Annotated in this window: 17 protein-coding genes; 8 read left to right on the forward strand and 9 right to left on the reverse strand. The window is 72.4% G+C overall.

Features of this window, described 5'->3' with window-relative positions:
- The first annotated feature begins 157 nt into the window (after window positions 1–157).
- Window positions 158–517 (forward strand): hypothetical protein, encoded by a 360-nt coding sequence (locus tag ACTMTU_RS22750; RefSeq protein ID WP_441265333.1) that lies wholly within the window; start codon window positions 158–160, stop codon window positions 515–517.
- Window positions 518–519: 2 nt separating this feature from the next.
- Complete coding sequence (locus ACTMTU_RS22755; protein WP_441265334.1) at window positions 520–936, forward strand: hypothetical protein; 417 nt, start codon at window positions 520–522, stop codon at window positions 934–936.
- Between the two features lie 31 nt (window positions 937–967).
- Here the strand turns inward: ACTMTU_RS22755 and ACTMTU_RS22760 are convergent, their stop codons facing one another.
- The 3 genes from ACTMTU_RS22760 to ACTMTU_RS22770 all read right to left on the reverse strand — a co-directional run bounded on the left by ACTMTU_RS22760 (window position 968) and on the right by ACTMTU_RS22770 (window position 3,371).
- The gene (locus tag ACTMTU_RS22760; RefSeq protein WP_441265335.1) at window positions 968–1,471 is read right to left on the reverse strand and encodes a GNAT family N-acetyltransferase; all 504 of its coding nucleotides are present in this window, start codon (window positions 1,469–1,471) and stop codon (window positions 968–970) included.
- Window positions 1,472–1,509: 38 nt separating this feature from the next.
- Complete coding sequence (locus ACTMTU_RS22765; protein WP_441265336.1) at window positions 1,510–2,049, reverse strand: sigma-70 family RNA polymerase sigma factor; 540 nt, start codon at window positions 2,047–2,049, stop codon at window positions 1,510–1,512.
- 164 nt (window positions 2,050–2,213) lie between these two features.
- Window positions 2,214–3,371, reverse strand: a complete 1,158-nt coding sequence (locus ACTMTU_RS22770; protein ID WP_441265337.1) for a glycerophosphodiester phosphodiesterase — start codon at window positions 3,369–3,371, stop codon at window positions 2,214–2,216.
- A 250-nt stretch (window positions 3,372–3,621) separates the two neighbouring features.
- On the opposite strand from ACTMTU_RS22770, the gene ACTMTU_RS22775 reads away from it, so the two are divergent.
- A complete protein-coding gene (locus ACTMTU_RS22775; RefSeq protein WP_159693764.1) occupies window positions 3,622–4,284 on the forward strand; it encodes a lysophospholipid acyltransferase family protein in 663 nt (220 codons plus the stop codon).
- A gap of 1,125 nt (window positions 4,285–5,409) precedes the next feature.
- On the opposite strand, the gene ACTMTU_RS22780 is transcribed toward ACTMTU_RS22775, so the two are convergent.
- From ACTMTU_RS22780 to ACTMTU_RS22790, 3 genes are read right to left on the reverse strand one after another with little or no spacing between them, the layout of a single operon-like run.
- The gene (locus tag ACTMTU_RS22780; RefSeq protein WP_441265338.1) at window positions 5,410–6,954 is read right to left on the reverse strand and encodes an MFS transporter; all 1,545 of its coding nucleotides are present in this window, start codon (window positions 6,952–6,954) and stop codon (window positions 5,410–5,412) included.
- Window positions 6,951–7,502 (reverse strand): TetR/AcrR family transcriptional regulator, encoded by a 552-nt coding sequence (locus ACTMTU_RS22785; protein ID WP_441265339.1) that lies wholly within the window; start codon window positions 7,500–7,502, stop codon window positions 6,951–6,953. The genes ACTMTU_RS22780 and ACTMTU_RS22785 overlap by 4 nt, the downstream gene beginning before the upstream one ends.
- Window positions 7,503–7,540: 38 nt before the next feature.
- On the reverse strand, window positions 7,541–8,878 hold the full coding sequence (locus ACTMTU_RS22790) for a BTAD domain-containing putative transcriptional regulator (protein WP_441265340.1): 1,338 nt from the start codon (window positions 8,876–8,878) through the stop codon (window positions 7,541–7,543).
- A gap of 161 nt (window positions 8,879–9,039) precedes the next feature.
- Here ACTMTU_RS22790 and ACTMTU_RS22795 point away from each other — a divergent pair, with 161 nt between their 5' ends.
- The 3 genes from ACTMTU_RS22795 (at window position 9,040) to helR (ending at window position 13,419) form a co-directional block, all read left to right on the forward strand.
- Window positions 9,040–9,597, forward strand: coding sequence for a hypothetical protein (locus ACTMTU_RS22795; protein WP_441265341.1), 558 nt, complete (start codon window positions 9,040–9,042; stop codon window positions 9,595–9,597).
- A 236-nt stretch (window positions 9,598–9,833) separates the two neighbouring features.
- The gene (locus ACTMTU_RS22800) at window positions 9,834–11,069 is read left to right on the forward strand and encodes a glycosyltransferase (protein WP_441265342.1); all 1,236 of its coding nucleotides are present in this window, start codon (window positions 9,834–9,836) and stop codon (window positions 11,067–11,069) included.
- 154 nt (window positions 11,070–11,223) lie between these two features.
- Window positions 11,224–13,419 carry an RNA polymerase recycling motor ATPase HelR gene (gene helR, locus ACTMTU_RS22805; RefSeq protein WP_441265343.1) on the forward strand — a complete coding sequence of 732 codons (2,196 nt, stop codon included), beginning with the start codon at window positions 11,224–11,226 and terminating at the stop codon, window positions 13,417–13,419.
- 97 nt (window positions 13,420–13,516) lie between these two features.
- On the opposite strand, the gene argH is transcribed toward helR, so the two are convergent.
- Together argH and ACTMTU_RS22815 are read right to left on the reverse strand one after the other, a co-directional pair.
- Window positions 13,517–14,944 carry an argininosuccinate lyase gene (gene argH / locus ACTMTU_RS22810; RefSeq protein WP_441265344.1) on the reverse strand — a complete coding sequence of 476 codons (1,428 nt, stop codon included), beginning with the start codon at window positions 14,942–14,944 and terminating at the stop codon, window positions 13,517–13,519.
- A gap of 77 nt (window positions 14,945–15,021) precedes the next feature.
- Window positions 15,022–16,215, reverse strand: coding sequence for an argininosuccinate synthase (locus ACTMTU_RS22815; protein WP_037775206.1), 1,194 nt, complete (start codon window positions 16,213–16,215; stop codon window positions 15,022–15,024).
- 147 nt (window positions 16,216–16,362) lie between these two features.
- On the opposite strand from ACTMTU_RS22815, the gene ACTMTU_RS22820 reads away from it, so the two are divergent.
- Both ACTMTU_RS22820 and ACTMTU_RS22825 read left to right on the forward strand, forming a co-directional pair.
- Window positions 16,363–17,769 (forward strand): hypothetical protein, encoded by a 1,407-nt coding sequence (locus ACTMTU_RS22820; RefSeq protein ID WP_441265345.1) that lies wholly within the window; start codon window positions 16,363–16,365, stop codon window positions 17,767–17,769.
- Window positions 17,770–17,827: 58 nt separating this feature from the next.
- Window positions 17,828–18,409, forward strand: coding sequence for a pyridoxamine 5'-phosphate oxidase family protein (locus ACTMTU_RS22825; RefSeq protein WP_441265346.1), 582 nt, complete (start codon window positions 17,828–17,830; stop codon window positions 18,407–18,409).
- Window positions 18,410–19,241: 832 nt separating this feature from the next.
- Here the strand turns inward: ACTMTU_RS22825 and ACTMTU_RS22830 are convergent.
- Window positions 19,242–19,778 carry an arginine repressor gene (locus tag ACTMTU_RS22830; protein WP_307705459.1) on the reverse strand — a complete coding sequence of 179 codons (537 nt, stop codon included), beginning with the start codon at window positions 19,776–19,778 and terminating at the stop codon, window positions 19,242–19,244.
- Window positions 19,779–19,783: the final 5 nt, after the last annotated feature.

A 19,783-nucleotide genomic window follows, 5' to 3' on the forward strand; every position in this document is an offset into this window, starting at 1 on the left:
GGTCGGGGCACCGCCCGCACGCCCCTGCGCGGGACTACCGCCGGGAGGCCCCTGCCGGCCGCACGCCCGCGAGCGGGCCACGAGCGACGGTGCGCTGCCGGCCGTGCGCCCGGGGCCGGGCGCATCGCGGCCTGCGGCCCGTAATACCCTCGAGCCCATGCTTGACGCCCTGACGGTCGCGGTCGGTGTGACCGCGCTCGCCCTCGCCGCCTGGTGCGGTTTCGCCGCCTACAAGGACCAGCCCACCAAGGACTGGCACTTCATCGGAATGGCCGTGGTGACGGTGCTGGCGTTCGCACAACTGGTCGTGGGAATCGTGCGGCTGGCGCAGGGCGACGAGGCGTCGGAGGGCACCGCGATCTTCGTGTCGTACCTGATCGGTTCGGCCCTCGCGGTGCCGGCGGCCGGTTTCCTCTCGCTGGCGGAGCGGACCCGCTGGGGCTCCGCGACGGTGGCGGCCGGCGCGGTGGTGCTCGCGGTGCTCGAGGTCCGGCTCCACGACATCTGGGGAGGCTGACGATGGCCGAGCCCACCACGGACGCGAAGCGGCCGGCGAAGCTGGTCGCCGGCCCGGGACTGCTGCTGGTCTGGCTCTACGGCGTGATGTCCGTCGGCGCCGTGTCCCGCTCCGTCTACCAGATCCTCACCGACTTCGGCAGCGCACCGCTCGCTCATGTGCTGTCGGCCGTCGCCGCCGTCGTGTACGCCTTCATCACGTACACGCTGGTGCGGGGCGGCGAGACGGCCCGCAAGGCGGCGCTGGTGTGCTGCGCCGCCGAGCTGGCGGGCGTCCTGATCGTCGGGACGTGGACGGTCCTCGATCCGTCGGCGTTCCCCGACTCGACGGTGTGGTCCGAGTACGGGATGGGCTACATCTTCATCCCGGTGCTGCTTCCGGTCACCGGGATGCTCTGGCTGCGCCGCGCCCGCGGCTGACGCACAGAGGTGCGGGGCGGTACGGAGGCCGTCAGGCGCTGGCGACGTACGCGCCGGCGGAGGTCTCCTTCTCCAGGGTGACCAGCGTCAGCCGCGGGCCGACCTCCTCGCGGGAGACCGGGACGTATCCCCTGCTGCGGTACAGCCGCAGATTGCTCTCGCTGCGGTGGCCGGTGAACAGTTGGAACCGCTTGGCGGCCGGGTCCCCAGTGAAGCGCGCCTCGATCGCGTCGAGCAGCCTGCCGCCAAGACCGTGGCGCTGCATCCGCGGATGGACGATGAGCTTGGTGATACGGGCCGTCCCCGTGGCGTCGATGCTCGCGCGCACGGAGGCGACGACCTCGTCACCGAGCCTGGCCACGAGCGCCGGACCCTGGGTGATCTCGGCGCGGAGGTCGGCGAGCGACTGGGTCAAGGGCTCGATGCCGTAGTCGCCGTAGAGTTCGGCCTCGGTCTGATAGCACAGATACTGCAGCTTGAGGATGTGCTCCGCGTCGGTCTCCGCCGCCGCCGAGATGGTCACGCTCATGCCCATGTGCGCACGCCTCCCGCTCACCTGTCACCGCCGGTTGTCTACCGCTCCTTTCCCCGATGTTCAGGAGCTGCAACCTCTGCCGCCAGCATTCTGCGCAGACATCCCAGGCAACGGGAACGCATCGGCCCCAGACTTCCTTGTGAGATACCCAACGTCCCTGCGATTTCCCGGTAGGTGGGGTCGTGCGGCGCCAACATCGCAGTCAGCAGACGGGGGCAGTTCCCGGGGGTGCGGGCGACGGCCGCCCGCAGCACCCGGCGCCGCTCCCCCAGCAGCGCGGCGCGCTCGGGGCCGCGCGCGGGGTCGGCGGAGGGCTCGTGGCGGTACGGGAGTTCGCGTGCGGCCGTCCGGCGGGCGCGGCGGGCCTCCGCCCGTACGGCGGCCTTGACCCAGCGGGCGGCGTCGGGCGGCGGGCCGCCGTCGCCGAGGCGTTCCAGGAGCCGTACCCACACGGCCTGTTCGAGGTCGCCGGCTTCCATGGCGGCGCCGGGCGCTTCCGCCGTCGCCTCCGCGCTCACCAGCGCCTTGAGGGCGCCGACGACCTGTCCGGAGGTGGGGATCTCTTCGAGAACGGTCATGCCGGGCGGGACGGCCCGGGGCCCGGCCGTGGTTGCCCGGCCGGGACACGATCACCCGTACGGGGTGCCGTCCGCGCCCCTTTCCCGTGCCGCGCCCGTGACGCGGCGTCAACCTCCCGGGAACGCACCGGCCGCGAGAGGTCGACGCCGCCGGGCAGCCGGTGTCAGGCGGTGAAGTCGGACGCGGCCAGCAGGCCGGTGTCCGGGTTGTCGGTGAAGATGCCGTCGATGCCCGTCGCGAAGTACGCCTTGTACGCACCGAAGACGTCGCCGTACGCGTTCGGATCGGTGCCGCGCCGGAAGTCGGCGGGCAGGAAGGTGTTCTCGTTGCGCATCGTGTACGGGTGCAGGACCAGGCCCCGCGCGTGGGCGTCCCGCACCAGCGTCGTGGGCTCGGTGAGCCGGCCGTTCGCGTCCTTGGGGATGACGAGGTCCAGCAGCGGGCCGATCCCCTGGGCGAAGCCCGCGATCCAGTCCAGGCCGTCCGGCTCGACCAGATCGGCCACCGTGCGCGGGTCGCCCGACTCGCGGAAGTCCCACGGGCGGTCGTCCGGGGTCCAGAGCAGGACGACACGCGGAGTGCCCACGAGACGGGCCATGCGCTCCATGCTCGTCGGCTCGAAGGACTGGAGGAACGTCGGGGAGCTCGCGCGGTGCCGTCCGTACCGGCGCAGCAGCTTCGCCAGGCGCTCCTCCAGGCCGAGACCGATGTTCCGGAAGTAGGTGGGGTGCTTGGTCTCGACGTAGAGCCACACGGGGCGGCCGCGGCGGCGGCCCTCCTTCTCGGCCCACTGCAGCACCTCCTCGAAGGTGGGCACCGTCCAGCGGCCGTCGTAGAGGGTGTTCTCCTGGCGGGTGCCGGGGATCCGCTCCTTGGTACGCAGCGTCTTCAGCTCGGCCAGCGTGAAGTCCTCGGTGAACCAGCCGGTGAGGCTGACGCCGTCGACCGACTTGGTGGTCCGGCGAGAGGCGAACTCGGGGTGCGCGGCGACATCGGTCGTGCCCGTGATGTCGTTCTCATGACGGCATACGAGGTGCCCGTCCTTCGTGGGCACCAGGTCCTGCTCGATGACGTGCGCGCCCATGTCGAGGGCGAACTGGTACGCGCCGATGGTGTGCTCGGGCCGGTATCCGCTGGCACCGCGGTGGGCGATCACGGTGGGAACGGGCAGGCCGCCCCGGTCCTCGCCGGACGGGCGGACAGCGCCGGTGCGCTCACCCGCCCGCGCCGCGCCCGCACCGGCCCCGAGGGCCGCGGTGGTGAGGACCGCGGCTCCCAGCACGCTCCGACGCGCCGGACTGCTGCTCGCACCGTGTGTCATGAAACGTTCCTCCATGTGATGTACCGCGTGTGATGTCCCGCACCTGCCAAGGGACGCCTGATGGTAGGCAGTTACCTCTTACCTGCGGCAGACCCTGCGCGAACGCGTCGGAAACACACGTCAACACTGCGTATCACCTCGGTGAACCCGATGTGCGAGCGAGGGCGACCCGCGAGTATCGTCCTCACCTGCACAGACTTCACCGGTCATAACCGCCCGTCCCATGACACCGGAGGACCCGTTGTCCCGCTTGACGCTCATCAAGGCAGTGCTCGGGCCGATCCTGCGCCTGATGTTCCGCCCGCGTGTGGAAGGGGCGGAGAACATCCCCGGGACGGGGGCCGTGATTCTCGCCGGGAACCATCTCACCTTCATCGACTCCATGATCCTGCCGCTGGTCTGCGACCGCCCGGTGTACTTCATCGGCAAGGACGAGTACGTCACGGGCAAGGGCATCAAGGGCCGCGCGATGGCCTGGTTCTTCACCGGCTGCGGCATGATCCCGGTCGACCGGGACGGCGCCAACGGCGGCGTGGCCGCGCTGATGACGGGCCGCCGGGTGCTCGAGGAGGGCAAGATCTTCGGCATCTACCCCGAGGGCACCCGCTCCCCCGACGGCCGTCTGTACCGGGGCCGTACCGGCATCGCGCGCCTCACCCTGATGACCGGCGCGCCGGTGGTCCCCTTCGCCGTCATCGGCACCGACAAGCTCCAGCCCGGCGGCGCGGGCCTGCCCCGGCCCGGCCGGGTCACGCTGCGCTTCGGTGAGCCGATGGAGTTCTCGCGCTACGAGGGGATGGACCGTGACCGCTATGTGCTGCGCGCGGTGACGGACTCGGTGATGTCGGAGGTCATGCGGCTGTCGGGGCAGGAGTACGTGGACATGTACGCGACCAAGGCGAAGGCGGCGTAAGCCGCTGCGCGAGGCCGTTTCCCCACCCCGCCCCTTCCCGAACCGGGGCAGGCCCCGGACCCCGTACCGCCTCCCGCGCTGCCCTCGAACGCCGGACGGGCCGGCTCGCGCTCCGCGAGACGAGCTCGCCGGCGGCAGACATTTCACGCCCCGCCGGGGGCGGCCCTGCTGAAGGGCTCCTGCCCTGTCGAGGACTCCCGCCCTGCCGAGAGGCTCCGATCGTCCCGGGCGGCACGCACCCCTGTCGGCGGAGGCAGTCAGAACCCGCCGGGCTCGCTCACGCCCTACCGGGGAAGGCCTTCCACGCCCCGCCAGCGGCCCCGTGCCGAGGACTCCCGCCGTGCCGAAGGGCTCCGGCCCAGCCGGAGGGCTTCCGCCGTGCCGGCAGTTCACGCCCCGCCGGGGACTCCGGCCTGCCAGGCGCTCCCGCACTGCCAGGGCCGCTCCCGCCCTGTCGAGGGCTCGCGCCCTGCCGGGCGCCCGCTGCCGGGGACTCCGTGCCCTGCCGGGGCGAAGGCAATTCACGCGCGCCGGGGGCTCAAGCCCCGGCGGAGGCTCTGGACACCCGGGGGCTTCCGACCATGCCGAAGGGCTCCGACCCAGCCGGAGGGCATTCGCCCTGTCGAGGGCTCCCGCCCTGCGGGGGCCCGCTGCCGGGGACTCCCTGCCCTGCGAAGGGCTCCGACCGTGCCGGGCGACACGCACCCCTGCCGGCTGAGGCATTCAAGCCCCGCCGGGGGCTCCCGCCCTACCGGGGGAAGGCCATTCACGCCACGCCAGGGGCTCCGACCAGCCGGAGGGCTCCGGCCATGTCGGCAGTTCACGCCCCGCCGAGCACTCCGGCCATGCCAGGACGCAACGCCCTGCCAGGGGCAGCCGGAGGGCTCCTACCCTGCCCAGGGCTCCCACCTTGCCAGGGGCCCGACCCCGCCGGGGGAAGGCATTTCAATCCCCGCGAGGGCTCCCCGCGCTGCCAGGACGCCATCCAAGCCCCGCGCGATTGAGGCGCGCGGGTCCGGGGGCTGAGCCCCCCGAGACGGCGCCGCAGCGCGGGGCGGGGTCCGGGGCTTGCCCCGGTTCGGGAAGGGGCGGGGAGGGGAAAGGCACCCCGCCCCGCCGACCCCGTCAGTGCTCGACGTCCTCCGCCAGCTTCTGACCCCGCAGCAGGAACCACGCCACCGTCGCCGTAGTGAGGAGCACGACCGCCCCCACCCCGGCCGCCATCCGCAGGCCCTCGGTGAACGCCTCCTGCGCCGCCGTGACCAGGGCTTCCGCGCGGGCCGGCGGGAGGGCGGCCGAGGCCTCCACCGCGCCGCCGAGCGACTCGTGGGCGGCCGCGGCCACGTCCGAGGGCGTACCGTCCGGCGCGGTGAAGCCACGGTAGACGCCGGTGACGATCGAACCGAGCAGCGCGATGCCGAGCGCCGCGCCCAGCTCGTACGCCGTCTCCGACACCGCGGACGCGGCTCCGGCCTGCTCCTTGGGAACGCTGGAGAGGATCACGTCCGCGGTGACCGTGAACGAGAATCCCGCGCCCGCGCCGACGATCAGCAGCGACGCGCCGAGCAGCGGGTAGCCGGTCGACCCGGTGAGCAGCGTCAGCACGGCGAGGGACAGCCCGACGGCGGCCAGGCCGCCGGCGACGACGGACCGTACGGAGAACCGGCGGGCGGCCCTGCCCGCGACCAGCCCCGTCGCCACCGCGCCGATCGCGGCGGGCAGTTCCGCGAGTCCCGCCTCGAACGGTGCACGGCCCTGGACCAGTTGCAGGAACTGGGACAGGAAGAACACGAGACCCGACAGGCCGAGGATGGTCAGCAGGTCGGCGAGCACCGCGCCCGAGAATCCGCGGTGCCGGAACAGCCGCATGTCCAGCAGGGGGGCGCTCAGGGTGAGCTGCCGGCGGACGAAGCCGTACAGGCCGGCGGCACCGGCGAGTGCCGCCACGCCCGCTTCCCAGCTCACCCCGTGCGTGGCGGCCTCCTTGACGGCGTAGACGACGGCGACCATGCCGACGAGGGACAGTGCCACGCTGAGCACGTCCCACGGGCCGGTGACCGGGTTCTTCGACTCCGGCAGGAGCTTGACGCCGACGACGACGAGGACCGCCATCACGGGCAGGTTGATCAGGAAGACGGAGCCCCACCAGAAGTGCTCCAGCAGAAGGCCGCCGACGACGGGGCCCACTGCCGCGCCCGCGGACGCGGTGGCGCCCCAGATGCCGATGGCGAAGCTGCGTTCCCTGGGGTCGTGGAAGATGTTGCGGATCAGCGCCAGCGTGGAGGGCATCAGGGTCGCACCGGCGACGCCGAGCAGCGCCCGCGCGAGGATCATCATCTCCGGGGTGGTGGCGTACGCGTTGAGAACCGACACGGCTCCGAAGGCGACGGCTCCGCTCAGCAGCAGCTTCTTACGGCCGATGCGGTCGCCGAGGCTGCCCATGGAGACGAGCAGGCCGGCGATGACGAACGAGTAGACGTCGCCGATCCACAGCAGCTGGGTACCGGTCGGTGCCAGGTCCTCGCTGAGGAACGGGGTGGCGAGGCCGAGCACGGTGGCGTCGACGGCCACGAGGAGGACGGCGAGGACCAGGACCGCGAGGGCCAGCCAGCGGCCGGGGCGGTACACGGTCTCGTCCGTCCCGTTCGTGGGCAGGACGGTGGTGCTCATTGATCCACTCTCCGTAGTGCTCCGCCGAGCAGCAGCTCGGCGGTCATGTGCTGGAAGTCCTTCTTGGCGACACGGCCGTCCATGACGGCCCAGGCGCAGGAGCCGACGAGGGCGTAGAGCGCCTCGGTCAGCCAGGCCGGTGTCAGATCGATGCGGAACTCGCCCTCGTTCTGGCCGCGCCGGAACAGGTCGGAGACGCGGGCGTCGAGGCGGGACCAGCCCTCGTTGATCTCGTCGCCCTCGAAGAGCTGGTTCTCGGTGTAGAGGAAGGCCAGCAGGTCCGCGGCCGGCTGCATCTCGCCGATCAGCCGGCGCAAAGCCTCGCCGGCGCCGTCCGCGTCGAGGCGGGCCCGGTCGATCGCCGCCTCGAACTCCTGGATGCCGAGCTGCTCCAGCGCCCTGACGAGCGCGTCCCGGCCGGCGAAGTGCCGGTGCAGGGTGGCGCGGCCGATGCCCGCGGCCCGGGCGACCTCGTCCATGGTGGCGGTCGATTTCCGGGCGAGGAGGGCGGCGGCGGCGCGCAGCACGTGGTCTCGATCCATGGCCATGGGACAAGCATAAACCATATGAGACGTCAACGTCTCATTCAGTACGCAGATGTCTCTTTACCGCAGGTCCGGAGGCTGCACCATCTGCGCCGGCCGCTCTTGTCCTGGAACAGCCAGCCGCAGTCGGCACCGGGACAGGCACGGACGGTGAATCTGCCCGGGTCCGCCAGCAGCTCGGCGGCGCTGCGGGCCACGGCGAGCACGGGCAGCCGCAGACCGGCGGACGGGGACATCCGCCAGTGGCCGAGGCCGTCCTCGCCCCGGACGAACACCGACTCCTTCGCGGCGTCCTCCGCGACATCCGCCACCGCCTTGAACGCCCTCACGTCGTCGGGACCGGTCAGAGCGGCGTACAGCTGCGCACGGAACTCCCGCGCCTCCTCCAGAACGGCCGCGGCCTCTTCCGGCCGCTGCCGCGCCCGCTTCAGCAGCCCGGTCACCAGCCAGTCCTCCGCGAGATCCAGATGCCCCGCCCAGACGGCGAGCGTCCGGTAGCCGCGCAGCCATTCCGATCCGGGCAGGCCCGGCCCGCCCCAGCCGGCGTAGGTGTTGCAGAACTCGAGCGCCGGATGGCCGCTGGTGGTCCAGGGCAGCCACTCCTCGTCGACCCGTACCGCGTAGAGGGGCGCGGGCGGGCGGTTCAGCCGGGGATCGCCGTGCAGCATCCGGTCGTGGAGGGTGTTCAGCGCGGCGCCGGGCTCGATGCCCAGGCCGGTCACCAGCGCCCTGCGGGTGACGCGGTACAGCTCGAGAGCGTCCGCCTGCCGGCCGCTCCGGTACAGGGCGGTCATCTGCGCGGCGACGAGCCGTTCCCTGCCGGGATGCGCGCGGGCGAGCGGCGTCAGGTCGGTGACGACCCTGTCGTGCATACCGAGCTCCAACTGGGCCTCCGCCCGCTGTTCCAGCGCGGACAGCCGGAGTTCGGCGAGCGACTCGCCGAGCCGTTCCCGCAGTCCGTCGTCCGCGACGTCTTCGAGCAGCGGCCCCCGCCACAGCCCGAGGGCCCGGTCGAACAGGCGCACCCGCTGGGCCGCGTCGGCGACGCCCCCGGCGCGGCGGGCGAGGTCCATGAACTGGTGGGCGTCGACCGCGTGGACGCCGGGGTCGAGGACGTAACCGTCGTGGCGTGTCTCGACGCGGACCCCGTACGCGCCCAGCCGGGCGCGGAGCCGGCCGATGTAGGTGTGGACGGTGCCCCGCGCGGACGCGGGCCCGTCGCCGTCCCACAGCAGCTCGATGAGACGGCCGGTGGTCACGACCCGGCCCGCCTCCAGCAGGAGGATCGACAGCAGACAGCGCTCCTGGCGGCGGCTGCCCACCGGGACCCGCTCTCCTTCGTGACGGGCCTCGAACGGACCCAGCAGCTGGAACTCCATGGCAGCCGCGAGCCTAACCGGCGGGTGCGACGGTGCACAGCGGTGGTGAGCGCGTGGTCAGACGGCGGGGACAGGCTGGGGCGGACAGCGGGACCACTGCCCGGTCCGGTCCTTCCCGGCCCGGTCACGTCTCGGTCGGACCACTTCTTCAAGGAGTCTCCATGCGACGAATCGCCGTTGCCCTGGCGGCAGTTGCCGCGACCACACTCATGGGCGCCGCGCCCGCGTCCGCCGCCGCGCCCGCCGAGCGGTCCGCCGGTGTCGACGCCGGACTCGCCGCCGGCATCGACGCCGGCTGGGAGCCGGCGCCGTCCGCGCCGTGGGACGTCGCGGCGGGCCTGCGATGCGACTTCCCCGTCCACGGCGAACCCGTCGTGGACGAGGTGGTCCGGCGCGTGCTGGACACCCACCCCGACGGGAGGCCGAAACTGGTCGCCTACAAGGGAGACCTGATCGTGCGGGTCACCAACGAGGAGACGGGCGACTCCTACGACGCTGACGTCAGCGGCACGGCCGTCGTCGACTACCGCACGGACGGCTCCCAGTTCTGGTCGGTGCTCGGCCCGGTACTGGTCGGGGTCGGCGAGGGCGCCGGCAATCTCGACCGGGGCCTGTACGTCGTGGACGGCGTCTACACCTTGGACATCAGCCCGTCCGGCTACAAGAAGGTCACCATGGCCCATGGATCGACGACGGACATCTGCGAGCAGATCGACTGACCGGATCCCCGCGACCTGACATCCCGGCGCCCGACGGGCTGTCAGGTCGCGGGGAGACGAAGCTGCCCGTCGGGGCTCCGGAACGCTCCGTCGGGAGGTACGAAAAAGGGCAAGGGGGCTGTGCCCACTCCTTGCCACTCTCAAGGTATAGCGCACTGGGGGGCTTGCGGCAAGGCCCCTGTCGTGACGCAGAATCTCCGGCCTGAGCCGGAATCTGCGGAAGCGAGAGTCACGAAATGCGAGTGTTGTTGTCGACGTACGGGTCGCGCGGTGACGTCGAACCGCTGGTGGGACTCGCGGTGCGGCTGCGGGAACTCGGCGCCGAGGTGCGGGTGTGCGCGCCGCCGGACGAGGACTTCGCTCAGCGGCTGGCGGGCGTGGACGTCCCGATGGTGCCGGTCGGCCCGTCGGCGCGCGCGCTGACGACGGCCGCGCCGGCGCCATCGTCCCTGCCCGAGCGCGCGGCGGCGTTGATCGCCGGTCAGTTCGATGCGCTCCCCGCGGCCGCCGAGGGATGTGACGTGCTGATGGCGACGGGCCCGATGCCGGCCGCGGCCGGCGCGCTGTCGGTGGCCGAGAAACTGGGCATCCGCTCCGTGTCCGTGACCTTCCAGCAGCTCACCCTGCCCTCGCCGTACCACGCGCCGCTGGCGTACGCGGGCAGGCCGTTCCCGCCGGACGTGACCGACAACCGGGTGCTGTGGGACCTGGACAAGCAGAGCATCGACGCGCTGTTCGGCGAGGCGCTCAACACCCACAGGGCGTCGATCGGTCTGCCCCCGGTGGACCACGTCCGCGACTACGTGATCGGCGACCGCCCGTGGCTGGCGACGGACCCGGTCCTCGACCCGTGGCTGGAGCCCGCGGACTTGGACGTGGTGCAGACCGGCGCGTGGTTCCTGCCGGACGAACGCCCGCTCCCGGACGCGTTGGAGGCGTTCCTCGCCGCGGGCGAACCACCGGTGTACGTCGGCTTCGGCAGCATGCCCCTGCACGGCACGCCGGACGCCGCCCGCGTGGCCGTCGAGGCCGTCCGCGCGCAGGGCCGCCGCGTACTCGTCTCCGGCGGCTGGGCCGATCTGGCACTGATCGACGACCAGGACGACTGCTTCGCCGTGGGCGAGGCCAACCACCAAGCACTGTTCGGCCGGGTGGCCGCCGTCGTGCACCACGGCGGCGCGGGCACCACAACGACGGCCACCCGTTCCGGCGCACCGCAGGTGGTGGTGCCCCAGTCGGTGGACCAGCCGTACTGGGCGGGCCGGGTGGCCGAGTTGGGCATCGGCGCGGCGCACGACGGTCCGACCCCGACCTTCGAGTCCTTGTCGGCGGCGCTCGCGACGGCCCTGACGCCCGGGACCCGCGACCGGGCGCGGGCCGTGGCCGGCAAGGTCCGCACCGACGGTGCGACGGTGGCCGCGAAGCTGCTGCTCGATAGGGCAGGCCGGGAAAGGCTGCCCGTGTCCGTGTGACATCACGCGACCGCCGAGCCACGAACCGGAAATACAAGTGCACGCGAACGTGGCCCTCATGGCTGTCGCCCGCCGGGCCACCGGATTCGTCACGCCGGTCCAGACGCCTTGCTGCGCGCAACGACTGCAAGCGGCCTCACATCGGAGCAATGACGTGAACCCCCTGACCACCAGCGCCTTCGACCTTCCCGACCGCCTCTCCCCCAAGGCCGACCCGACACTGATCGCCGGCGACGAGCGGCACTTCGCTGCCGTCGCGCAGTGCCTCGAGGAGTCGATCGCCGAGCTGACCGACCGCCTCGACGCCGAGCGCCGGGCACCCGGCGGCACCGGCCGGCAGGCGATGGACCGTGACATGGAGATCCACCGGCTGACCGCTCGCCTGCGCGCACTGCGACGCTTCGGTCTGGACCTGTGCCTCGGGCACATGGTCGGCGCGGACGACCCCGAGCCCGTGTACGTCGGACGGCTCGGCCTCAAGGACAGCACGGGCCGTCGGCTGCTGCTCGACTGGCGCTCCCCCGCGGCCGAGCCGTTCTTCGGAGCCACCCACGCCGACCCGATGGGTCTGGCGAGCCGCCGCAGATACCGCTGGACCCGCGGCCGGATCAGCGACTACTGGGACGAGGTGTTCACGGCGGACGGGTTCGCCGGGCATGCCGCGCTCGACGACCAGTCCGCCTTCATCGCCAGCCTGGGCAGCAACCGGTCGCCGCGGATGCGGGACGTGCTCGGCACCATCCAGGCGGACCAGGACGCCGTCATCCGCGCGGGGTCCCGCGGCGCTCTCGTCGTCGACGGCGGCCCGGGTACGGGCAAGACCGTCGTCGCTCTGCACCGCTCGGCCTACCTCCTCTACTCCGATCCTCGCCTCGGTCACCGCCGCGGCGGTGTGCTGTTCGTCGGTCCGAGCCGGCCCTACCTGAGCTACGTCTCCGACGTCCTCCCCAGCCTCGGAGAGGAGGGCGTGCAGACCTGCACCCTGCGTGACCTCGTCGCCGAAGGCGCCGTGGCAGAGGTCGAGGCCGACCCGGAGGTGGCCCGCCTGAAGTCGTCCGCGGACCTGGTGCACGCGATCGAGAAGGCCGTCGCCTTTTACGAGGAACCGCCCGCCAAGGGCATGACGGTCACGACCCACTGGTCCGACATCCGGCTGAGCGCCCACGACTGGGCCGCGGCGTTCGAAGCGGCGGAGCCCGGTACGCCGCACAACGAGGCGCGCGACCAGGTGCTGGAGGAACTGCTCACGATCCTGGTGGACAAGCACGACGAGGACGACGCGGACGACGTCCCGCCCGACCTGCTCCGCAAGTCCCTGCGGGGGAACAGGGAGCTGATCACGGCCTTCGACCGCGCATGGCCGCTGCTCGAAGCGGCCGACCTCGTCGGAGACCTGTGGTCGGTACCCGCCTACCTGCGGATGTGCGCGCCCTGGCTCGGCCGCGACGAGGTCCACAAGCTCCAGCGCGCGGAACCACAGGCCTGGACGGTGTCCGACCTGCCGCTCCTGGACGCCGCGCGGCAGCGGCTCGGCGACCCGGAGGCGTCACGGCGCAGGCGTCGGCACGAGGCCGTCCTCGCCGCCCAGCGCGAGCGCACGGCGCAGGTCGTCGACAACCTGATCCAGGCCGCGGCCGATTCGGGCGCCGACGGCGACGACGGCGAAGGCCTGGTGACGATGCTGCGCGGCGAGGACGCCAAGGTCAGTCTGGTCGACGAGTCCGAACTGCCCACCGTCGAACCGGACCTGCTCGCCGGACCGTTCGCGCACGTCGTCGTGGACGAGGCCCAGGAACTCACCGACGCCGAGTGGCAGATGCTGCTGCTGCGGTGCCCGTCCCGGAGCTTCACCATCGTCGGGGACCGCGCCCAGGCCAGGCACGGGTTCACGGAGTCGTGGCAGGAGCGGCTCGAGCGGGTCGGGCTCGACCGGATCAGCCTGGCGTCCCTGAACGTCAACTACCGGACGCCGGAAGAGATCATGGCCGAGGCCGAGCCGGTGATCCGGGCGGCGCTCCCCGACGCCAACGTGCCGACGTCCATCCGCAGCAGCGGCGTCCCCGTCGTCCACGGATCCGCTTCGGAGCTGGACGGGATCCTCGACGGCTGGCTCGCCGTGCATGCCGACGGGACCGCCTGTGTCATCGGCACCGGAGACGTCGAAGAGGGCACGTCCCGATCGACGTCCCGCGTCCGGTGGCTGACCCCGGAGCTGTCGAAGGGGCTCGAGTTCGACCTGGTCGTCCTTGTGGACCCGGAAGAGTTCGGCGAGGGCGTCGAAGGAGCGGTCGACCGCTACGTGGCGATGACCCGGGCGACCCGGCAGCTCGTCGTCCTCACGAGCTCCTGACATCGGCGGGACGGAAGCGGCGCATCGGCGCCGGACCGGTCGACCGGTCCGGCGCCGATGCGCCGGCAAGCGCGGCGGCGCCGTGGCGCCCCCCGCGTTACTGCTTGGCCGTGGCCCAGGCGTGCTGTATCACCAGGTCGGCCTTCACCTCGTTGAGCTGGGTGGCGACCGCCGAAGGGGCGGTGCCGCCGCGGCCGTTGCGGGAGGCCAGCGCGCCGGGCACGTTCAGGACGGTGCGGACTTCGGGCGTGAGGTGCTCGGAGATCTTGGCGAACTGCTCGTCCGTCAGCTGGTCCAGTTCGATGCCCAGCTGCTCGCACTCCTTGACGCACTCGCCCGCGACCTCGTGCGCGACGCGGAACGGCACGCCCTGCTTGACCAGCCACTCGGCGATGTCCGTGGCGAGCGAGAAGCCGGCCGGGGCGAGCTCCTCCATCCGCTCGCGGTTGACGGTCAGCGTGGCCATCATGCCCGTGAAGGCGGGGAGCAGGACTTCGAGCGTGTCGCAGGAGTCGAAGACCGGTTCCTTGTCCTCCTGGAGGTCGCGGTTGTACGCGAGCGGGAGGGCCTTGAGCGTGGCGAGCAGCCCGGTCAGGTTGCCGATGAGCCGGCCGGACTTTCCGCGCGCCAGCTCCGCGATGTCCGGGTTCTTCTTCTGCGGCATGATCGACGAACCGGTGGAGAAGGCGTCGTGCAGGGTCACGAAGGAGAACTCCTTCGTGTTCCAGATGATGATCTCCTCGGCGATCCGCGAGAGGTTCACGCCGATCATCGCGGTGATGAAGGCGAACTCCGCGACGAAGTCCCGCGACGCGGTGCCGTCGATGGAATTGCCTGCCGAACCGCGCTCGAAGCCGAGGTCGGCGGCGACCGCCTCCGGGTCGAGCCCGAGGGAGGAACCGGCCAGAGCCCCGGAGCCGTACGGGGAGACGGCCGTGCGGGTGTCCCACTGGCGCAGCCGCTCGGCGTCCCGCGACAGCGACTGGACATGCGCCAGGACGTAGTGGGCGAAGAGGACCGGCTGCGCGTGCTGGAGGTGCGTACGGCCGGGCATGGCCACGTCCGGGTGGGCCTCCGCCAGGCCGACGAGGGCGTCCTGGAGGTCGGCGATCAGGCCGCCGATGATCCGGGCGTGGTCGCGCAGGTACATCCGGAAGAGCGTGGCGACCTGGTCGTTGCGGGACCGGCCGGCGCGGAGTTTGCCGCCGAGGTCGGGGCCGAGACGCTCGAGCAGGCCCCGCTCGAGGGCGGTGTGGACGTCCTCGTCGGCGATGGTGCCGGTGAAGTCGCCGGACGCCACGTCGGCCTCGAGCCGGTCGAGCCCGTCGAGCATCCGCGTCAGCTCGTCGTCGGTGAGCAGACCCGCCTTCCGCAGGACGCGGGCGTGGGCACGGGAGCCGGCGATGTCGTACGGCGCGAGCCGCCAGTCGAAGTGCACGGACGCGGACAGCTTCGCCAGCGCCTCTGCCGGACCGTCGGCGAAGCGGCCGCCCCAGAGCCGGACGTCACCGTTGTTGCTGCTCACAGCTCGAGCTCCTTGGATGAGGGTGTGAAGGCGCCTCCCCGCCGCGACGAGGAGGCGCACTGTTCAACGCAGGCGGGTTACGCCAGGTCCCGCTTGGCGGCGATCTTCTGCGACAGGCCGAAGATCTCGATGAAGCCCTGCGCCTTGGACTGGTCGAACGTGTCGCCCGAGTCGTAGGTGGCGAGGTTGAAGTCGTACAGCGACTCGTCGGACTTCCGGCCGGTGACGACGGCCCGGCCGCCGTGCAGGGTCATCCGGATGTCGCCGGTGACGTGCTGGTTGGCCTCGTTGATGAAGCCGTCCAGGGCGCGCTTGAGCGGGGAGAACCACAGGCCGTCGTAGACCAGCTCGCCCCAGCGCTGCTCGACCTGCCGCTTGTACCGGGCGAGCTCGCGCTCGACGGTGACGTTCTCCAGCTCCTGGTGCGCGGTGATCAGCGCGATGGCGCCGGGGGCCTCGTAGACCTCGCGGGACTTGATGCCGACGAGCCGGTCCTCGACCATGTCGATCCGGCCGATGCCCTGGGCGCCGGCCCGCTCGTTGAGCTGCTGGATGGCCTGGAGGACGGTGACGGGCTTGCCGTCGATGGCGACCGGGACGCCGGCCTTGAAGGAGATGACGACCTCGTCGGCCTCGCGCTGCTCGGCCGGGTTCGAGGTGTACTCGTAGATGTCCTCGATCGGCGCGTTCCAGATGTCCTCCAGGAAGCCGGTCTCGACGGCCCGCCCGAAGACGTTCTGGTCGATGGAGTACGGCGACTTCTTGGTGGTGGCGATCGGGAGCTGCTTCTCCTCGCAGAAGGCGATCGCCTTGTCCCGGGTCATCGCGTAGTCACGGACCGGGGCAATGCACTTCAGCTCGGGCGCGAGGGCGACGATGCCGGCCTCGAACCGCACCTGGTCGTTGCCCTTGCCGGTGCAGCCGTGGGCGACGGTGGTCGCGCCGTGCTTCTTGGCGGCGGCGACGAGGTGCTTGACGATCGTCGGCCGGGAGAGGGCGGAGACCAGCGGGTAGCGGTCCATGTAGAGGGCGTTGGCCTTGATCGCGGGGAGGCAGTACTCCTCGGCGAACTCGTCCTTGGCGTCGGCCACCTCGGCCTCCACCGCACCGCAGGCGAGCGCGCGCTTGCGGATGACGTCCAGGTCCTCGCCGCCCTGGCCGACGTCCACGGCAACGGCGATGACCTCGGCGCCCGTCTCCTCGGCGATCCAGCCGATGGCGACGGAGGTGTCCAGGCCGCCCGAGTAGGCGAGTACGACGCGCTCGGTCACGGGTTTCTCCTTACGGTGCATACGCTGATGGGTATAACTATGCAGTCCTCCGTATGGTTTGTCAATCGACGGGAAAACCCGCTGGTCGGCGCCGCTCTCCCGCTCCTGGGGTGGGCCGCGTCCATCAGCTCGGGAGGGGTGCGGCGCATGGGCAAGCGGTGGAACGACGCGGCGGCCAGGGAGGCCGTGAGGCTCCTGCTGGAGGGGCGCACGGCGAGCGAGGCGCTGGACTTCGACGACCCGGCCTGCCGGACGGCACTGGACGAGGCAGCCCGGGCCTTCGGACGGTACGGGTGGGAGGAGTACGACCCAGGGGCGTCCCACCGGCTGCGGCAGCGGCCGGAGACCGCCCTGTGCCACCCGGACGGACGGGTCCGCGAGGACGCGCTCGCCACCGGCCCCCGGACGCCCGCCTTCTGGCACCTCGTCGTCGTCCGCTGCACCGACTGGGCGGAGCCGGTACGGCTGCGCGCCCGCGCACTGCTCACGGAGCGGCTGCGCAGCGGACAGGAGCAGACCCTGCGCGCACTCACGCCGCTGGTGCTGCGTCTGGGCCGCCGCGAGGAGGGCGCCTGGGCGCGCGACCTCTTCGAGGCGGCGCTGCGCGCCGTTCCGCAGCTCGCGCCGAGCCTCCTGCGGGACACGCGGGACAGCGCGACGCGGCGTCTCGCCGCGCGGATCATGCTGGACCGCGGCCTGCTGGATGTACGGGCACTGGCACGCCACGCCGCGGACGACCGGGATCCGGCCCTGGCCCGGCTGTGGTCGGACGCGGCACTCGCAGGGATGGCGGCCGACGGATCCGACGACCGCGCCGTCGACATCCTGCTCGGCGGGCGCCTGCCGTTCGTACGGTCGGCCGGGGTCACGGCGCTGCGGCGGGCGGGGCGGGCGAAGGAGGCGGTGCACCACCTCGCCGACCGGTCGGGACTGGTACGCGCCTGCGCCCGCTGGGTCATCAGCCAGGACGGCGGTGATCCGCACGCCCGTCATCTCGAGCTGTGCGAGCACCTCGACACCGTGGCGCCCTACGCCGTGACCGGACTCGCCGAGTGCGGCCGGCGGGAGGACGCCGCACTGCTCCGACCGCTGCTGACGCATCCCTCCGACGGCGTGCGCGCGCAGGCCGTGGCCGGACTGCGGCTGCTCGAATCGGCCTCCGTCGAGACCGTGCTCCCCCTGGTGGACGACCCGGCGGCGGCCGTCGCCCGCGAGGCGGCACGGGCGCTGCTCCCGTACGCCCGCAGGCTCTGCGCGGACCGGCTCACCGAGCGGCTGTCGCCAGGGTGGCCCACCCCGACGCGCCGGGCCGCTTTCCGGCTGCTGCGGGAGCAGGGCGGTCTCGTCCGACTCCGGGCTTCCGTGGCCCTGTTGGCGGATGCCGACCCCAAGTTGCGGGGCGCTGCGGAGTCTTCGGTGCAGCAGCTGACATGGATGCGCGAGGTCCCGCCGGGTGACGCCGAGGTGGACCGGCTGCTCCGGCAGTGCGTGCACCTGTTCAGCGACCACGTCATGGCGGTGACGCGCACGCGGATCGGCCTCGCGCGTGCGTGATGACTCCGGCGCGGAGCCCGGCCGGGGGCCGGGGGAGCACGGCGTCGATAATCCCTTCATGGGGAAAACATTTGAACGCATCGAGGGCCGTCTCCGGGACTTCATCGAACAGCAGCCGGTCTTCTTCACGGCGACCGCCCCGCTGGCCGGTGACGGGCACGTCAACCTGTCGCCCAAGGGGCGCAGCGGCACGCTCGTCGTCATCGACGAGTTGACGCTCGCGTACCTCGACTTCGGCGGCAGCGGCGCCGAGACGATCGCGCACGTGCGGGAGAAGGGGAACGGGCGGATCACCCTCATGTGGTGCGCGTTCTCCGGGCCGCCGCAGGTGGTGCGGGTGCACGGCCAGGGCGAGGCGGTCTTCCGCGACGATCCGCGCTGGGCCGGACTGATCGGCCGCTTCAAGGACGCCGACGGCCCGGGTGCCCGCGCGATCATCGTCGTCCACGCCCGCCGCATCAGCCAGGTCTGCGGCTTCGCCGTGCCGTTCATGGAGTACCGGGAGGAACGGACGCAGCACGCCGAGTACTTCGGGCGGAAGTCGGAGGAGGAGTTCGCGGCGTACTGCGAGAAGAAGGTCGGCGTGAGCCTGGACGGCCTCCCGGCCCTGCCGCTGCCACTGCCGGCCCGCACGGACTGAGGGGGCGCGTGGGCTGCGGGTGCGTGACGCCCGCGGGTGCGTGACGCCCGCGGCGGGCCTGCTCCCCACCCCGCCCCTTCCCGCTGTACCGATGTGCGGCTCCGCCGCGGGCGGGGCAACCCCCGGACCCCGTACCGCGCTCCGCGCGGTGTCCTCAATCTCCCCCTACGGCCTGGCGGCCGTGGGAGGTGCCCCCAGGCGGGCTGAAGTGCCGCTGCGCGGCACTTCAGCCCGTCGGCGCAGACACTCCGACCTGCTGGGCAACTCCGGCCCCGTCGGCGGCTCCAGCCCTGCCAGAGGCCCCAGCCTCGCTGACGGCTCAAGACCCTGCTGGTCGCTGCAACCACCGCGACGGGGGCACTCCCAGCCGCGCCGGCGGCTCAAGCCCTGCTGGTGGCTCCGGCCTCGCTGACGGCTCCAGCCCTGCCGGTGACTGCGACCTACCGCGACAGGGGCATTCCCGGCCCCGCCAGCGGCACCGGCCTAACTGGCGGCTCCAGGCGCGCCGGTGGCTCCCGGCCTCGCTCGCGGCTTCAGCCCTGCCGACCGCTGCGACCTACCGCGACAGGGGCCATTTCCAGCCCCGCCGGCGGCACCGGTCTCGCTCGCGGCTCCAGCCCTGCCGGTGATTGCGCCTACCGCGAGGGGTCATTCCCAGCCCCGCCGGCGATTGAGGCGCGGGGGTCCGGGGGCGGAGCCCCCGGAAGGCCGCGCGGAGTGCGGGGCCGGGTCCGGGTGGAGCCCGGTTCGGGGAGGGACCCAGCCCCGTTACAGGAAGTGGCCCCCACGGCCGCCAGGCCGTAGGGGGCGGGGGAAACAGCCCCGAAGGGGCCTAGCGGTCGTTCTGGGCCAGCCGCAGCATGTGGTCCGCCAGCGCCTGGCCGCCCGCCGGATCGCGGCTGATCAGCATCAGCGTGTCGTCCCCCGCGATCGTGCCGAGCACATCGTGCAGTTCCGCCTGGTCGATGGCCGACGCGAGGAACTGCGCCGCCCCCGGCGGTGTGCGCAGGACCACGAGGTTTGCCGACGCCTCCGCCGAGATCAGCAGTTCGCCGGAGAGGCGCCGCATGCGCTCCTCCTTCGCGGACTCGCCCAGCGGGGCCTGCGGGGTGCGGAAGCCGCCCTCGCTGGGCACCGCGTAGATGAGCTCGCCGCCGGTGTTGCGGATCTTCACCGCGCCCAGTTCGTCGAGGTCGCGGGAGAGCGTCGCCTGGGTGACGTGCAGTCCGTTGTCCGCGAGGAGTTTCGCCAACTGGCTCTGGGAGCGCACCGGCTGCCGGTTGAGGATGTCCACGATCCGGCGGTGGCGGGCCGTGCGGGTCTGCGGTACGGCGGGCCCGCCGTGCTCGGTGCCGTTCGCGTCGGTCATCGTCG

The sequence above is a fragment of the Streptomyces sp. OZ13 genome (assembly GCF_052068155.1).
Classification (GTDB): domain Bacteria; phylum Actinomycetota; class Actinomycetes; order Streptomycetales; family Streptomycetaceae; genus Streptomyces.

What these genes read in the sequence shown, in the direction of transcription:
- ACTMTU_RS22750 (WP_441265333.1), top strand. Translation starts at nt 158, where the DNA reads ATGCTTGACGCCCTGACGGTCGCGGTCGGTGTGACCGCGCTCGCCCTC.
- ACTMTU_RS22755 (WP_441265334.1), top strand. Translation starts at nt 520, where the DNA reads ATGGCCGAGCCCACCACGGACGCGAAGCGGCCGGCGAAGCTGGTCGCC.
- ACTMTU_RS22760 (WP_441265335.1), bottom strand. Translation starts at nt 1,471, where the DNA reads ATGGGCATGAGCGTGACCATCTCGGCGGCGGCGGAGACCGACGCGGAG.
- ACTMTU_RS22765 (WP_441265336.1), bottom strand. Translation starts at nt 2,049, where the DNA reads ATGACCGTTCTCGAAGAGATCCCCACCTCCGGACAGGTCGTCGGCGCC.
- ACTMTU_RS22770 (WP_441265337.1), bottom strand. Translation starts at nt 3,371, where the DNA reads ATGACACACGGTGCGAGCAGCAGTCCGGCGCGTCGGAGCGTGCTGGGA.
- ACTMTU_RS22780 (WP_441265338.1), bottom strand. Translation starts at nt 6,954, where the DNA reads ATGAGCACCACCGTCCTGCCCACGAACGGGACGGACGAGACCGTGTAC.
- ACTMTU_RS22785 (WP_441265339.1), bottom strand. Translation starts at nt 7,502, where the DNA reads ATGGCCATGGATCGAGACCACGTGCTGCGCGCCGCCGCCGCCCTCCTC.
- ACTMTU_RS22790 (WP_441265340.1), bottom strand. Translation starts at nt 8,878, where the DNA reads ATGGAGTTCCAGCTGCTGGGTCCGTTCGAGGCCCGTCACGAAGGAGAG.
- ACTMTU_RS22795 (WP_441265341.1), top strand. Translation starts at nt 9,040, where the DNA reads ATGCGACGAATCGCCGTTGCCCTGGCGGCAGTTGCCGCGACCACACTC.
- ACTMTU_RS22800 (WP_441265342.1), top strand. Translation starts at nt 9,834, where the DNA reads ATGCGAGTGTTGTTGTCGACGTACGGGTCGCGCGGTGACGTCGAACCG.
- ACTMTU_RS22820 (WP_441265345.1), top strand. Translation starts at nt 16,363, where the DNA reads ATGGGCAAGCGGTGGAACGACGCGGCGGCCAGGGAGGCCGTGAGGCTC.
- ACTMTU_RS22825 (WP_441265346.1), top strand. Translation starts at nt 17,828, where the DNA reads ATGGGGAAAACATTTGAACGCATCGAGGGCCGTCTCCGGGACTTCATC.
- ACTMTU_RS22830 (WP_307705459.1), bottom strand. Translation starts at nt 19,778, where the DNA reads ATGACCGACGCGAACGGCACCGAGCACGGCGGGCCCGCCGTACCGCAG.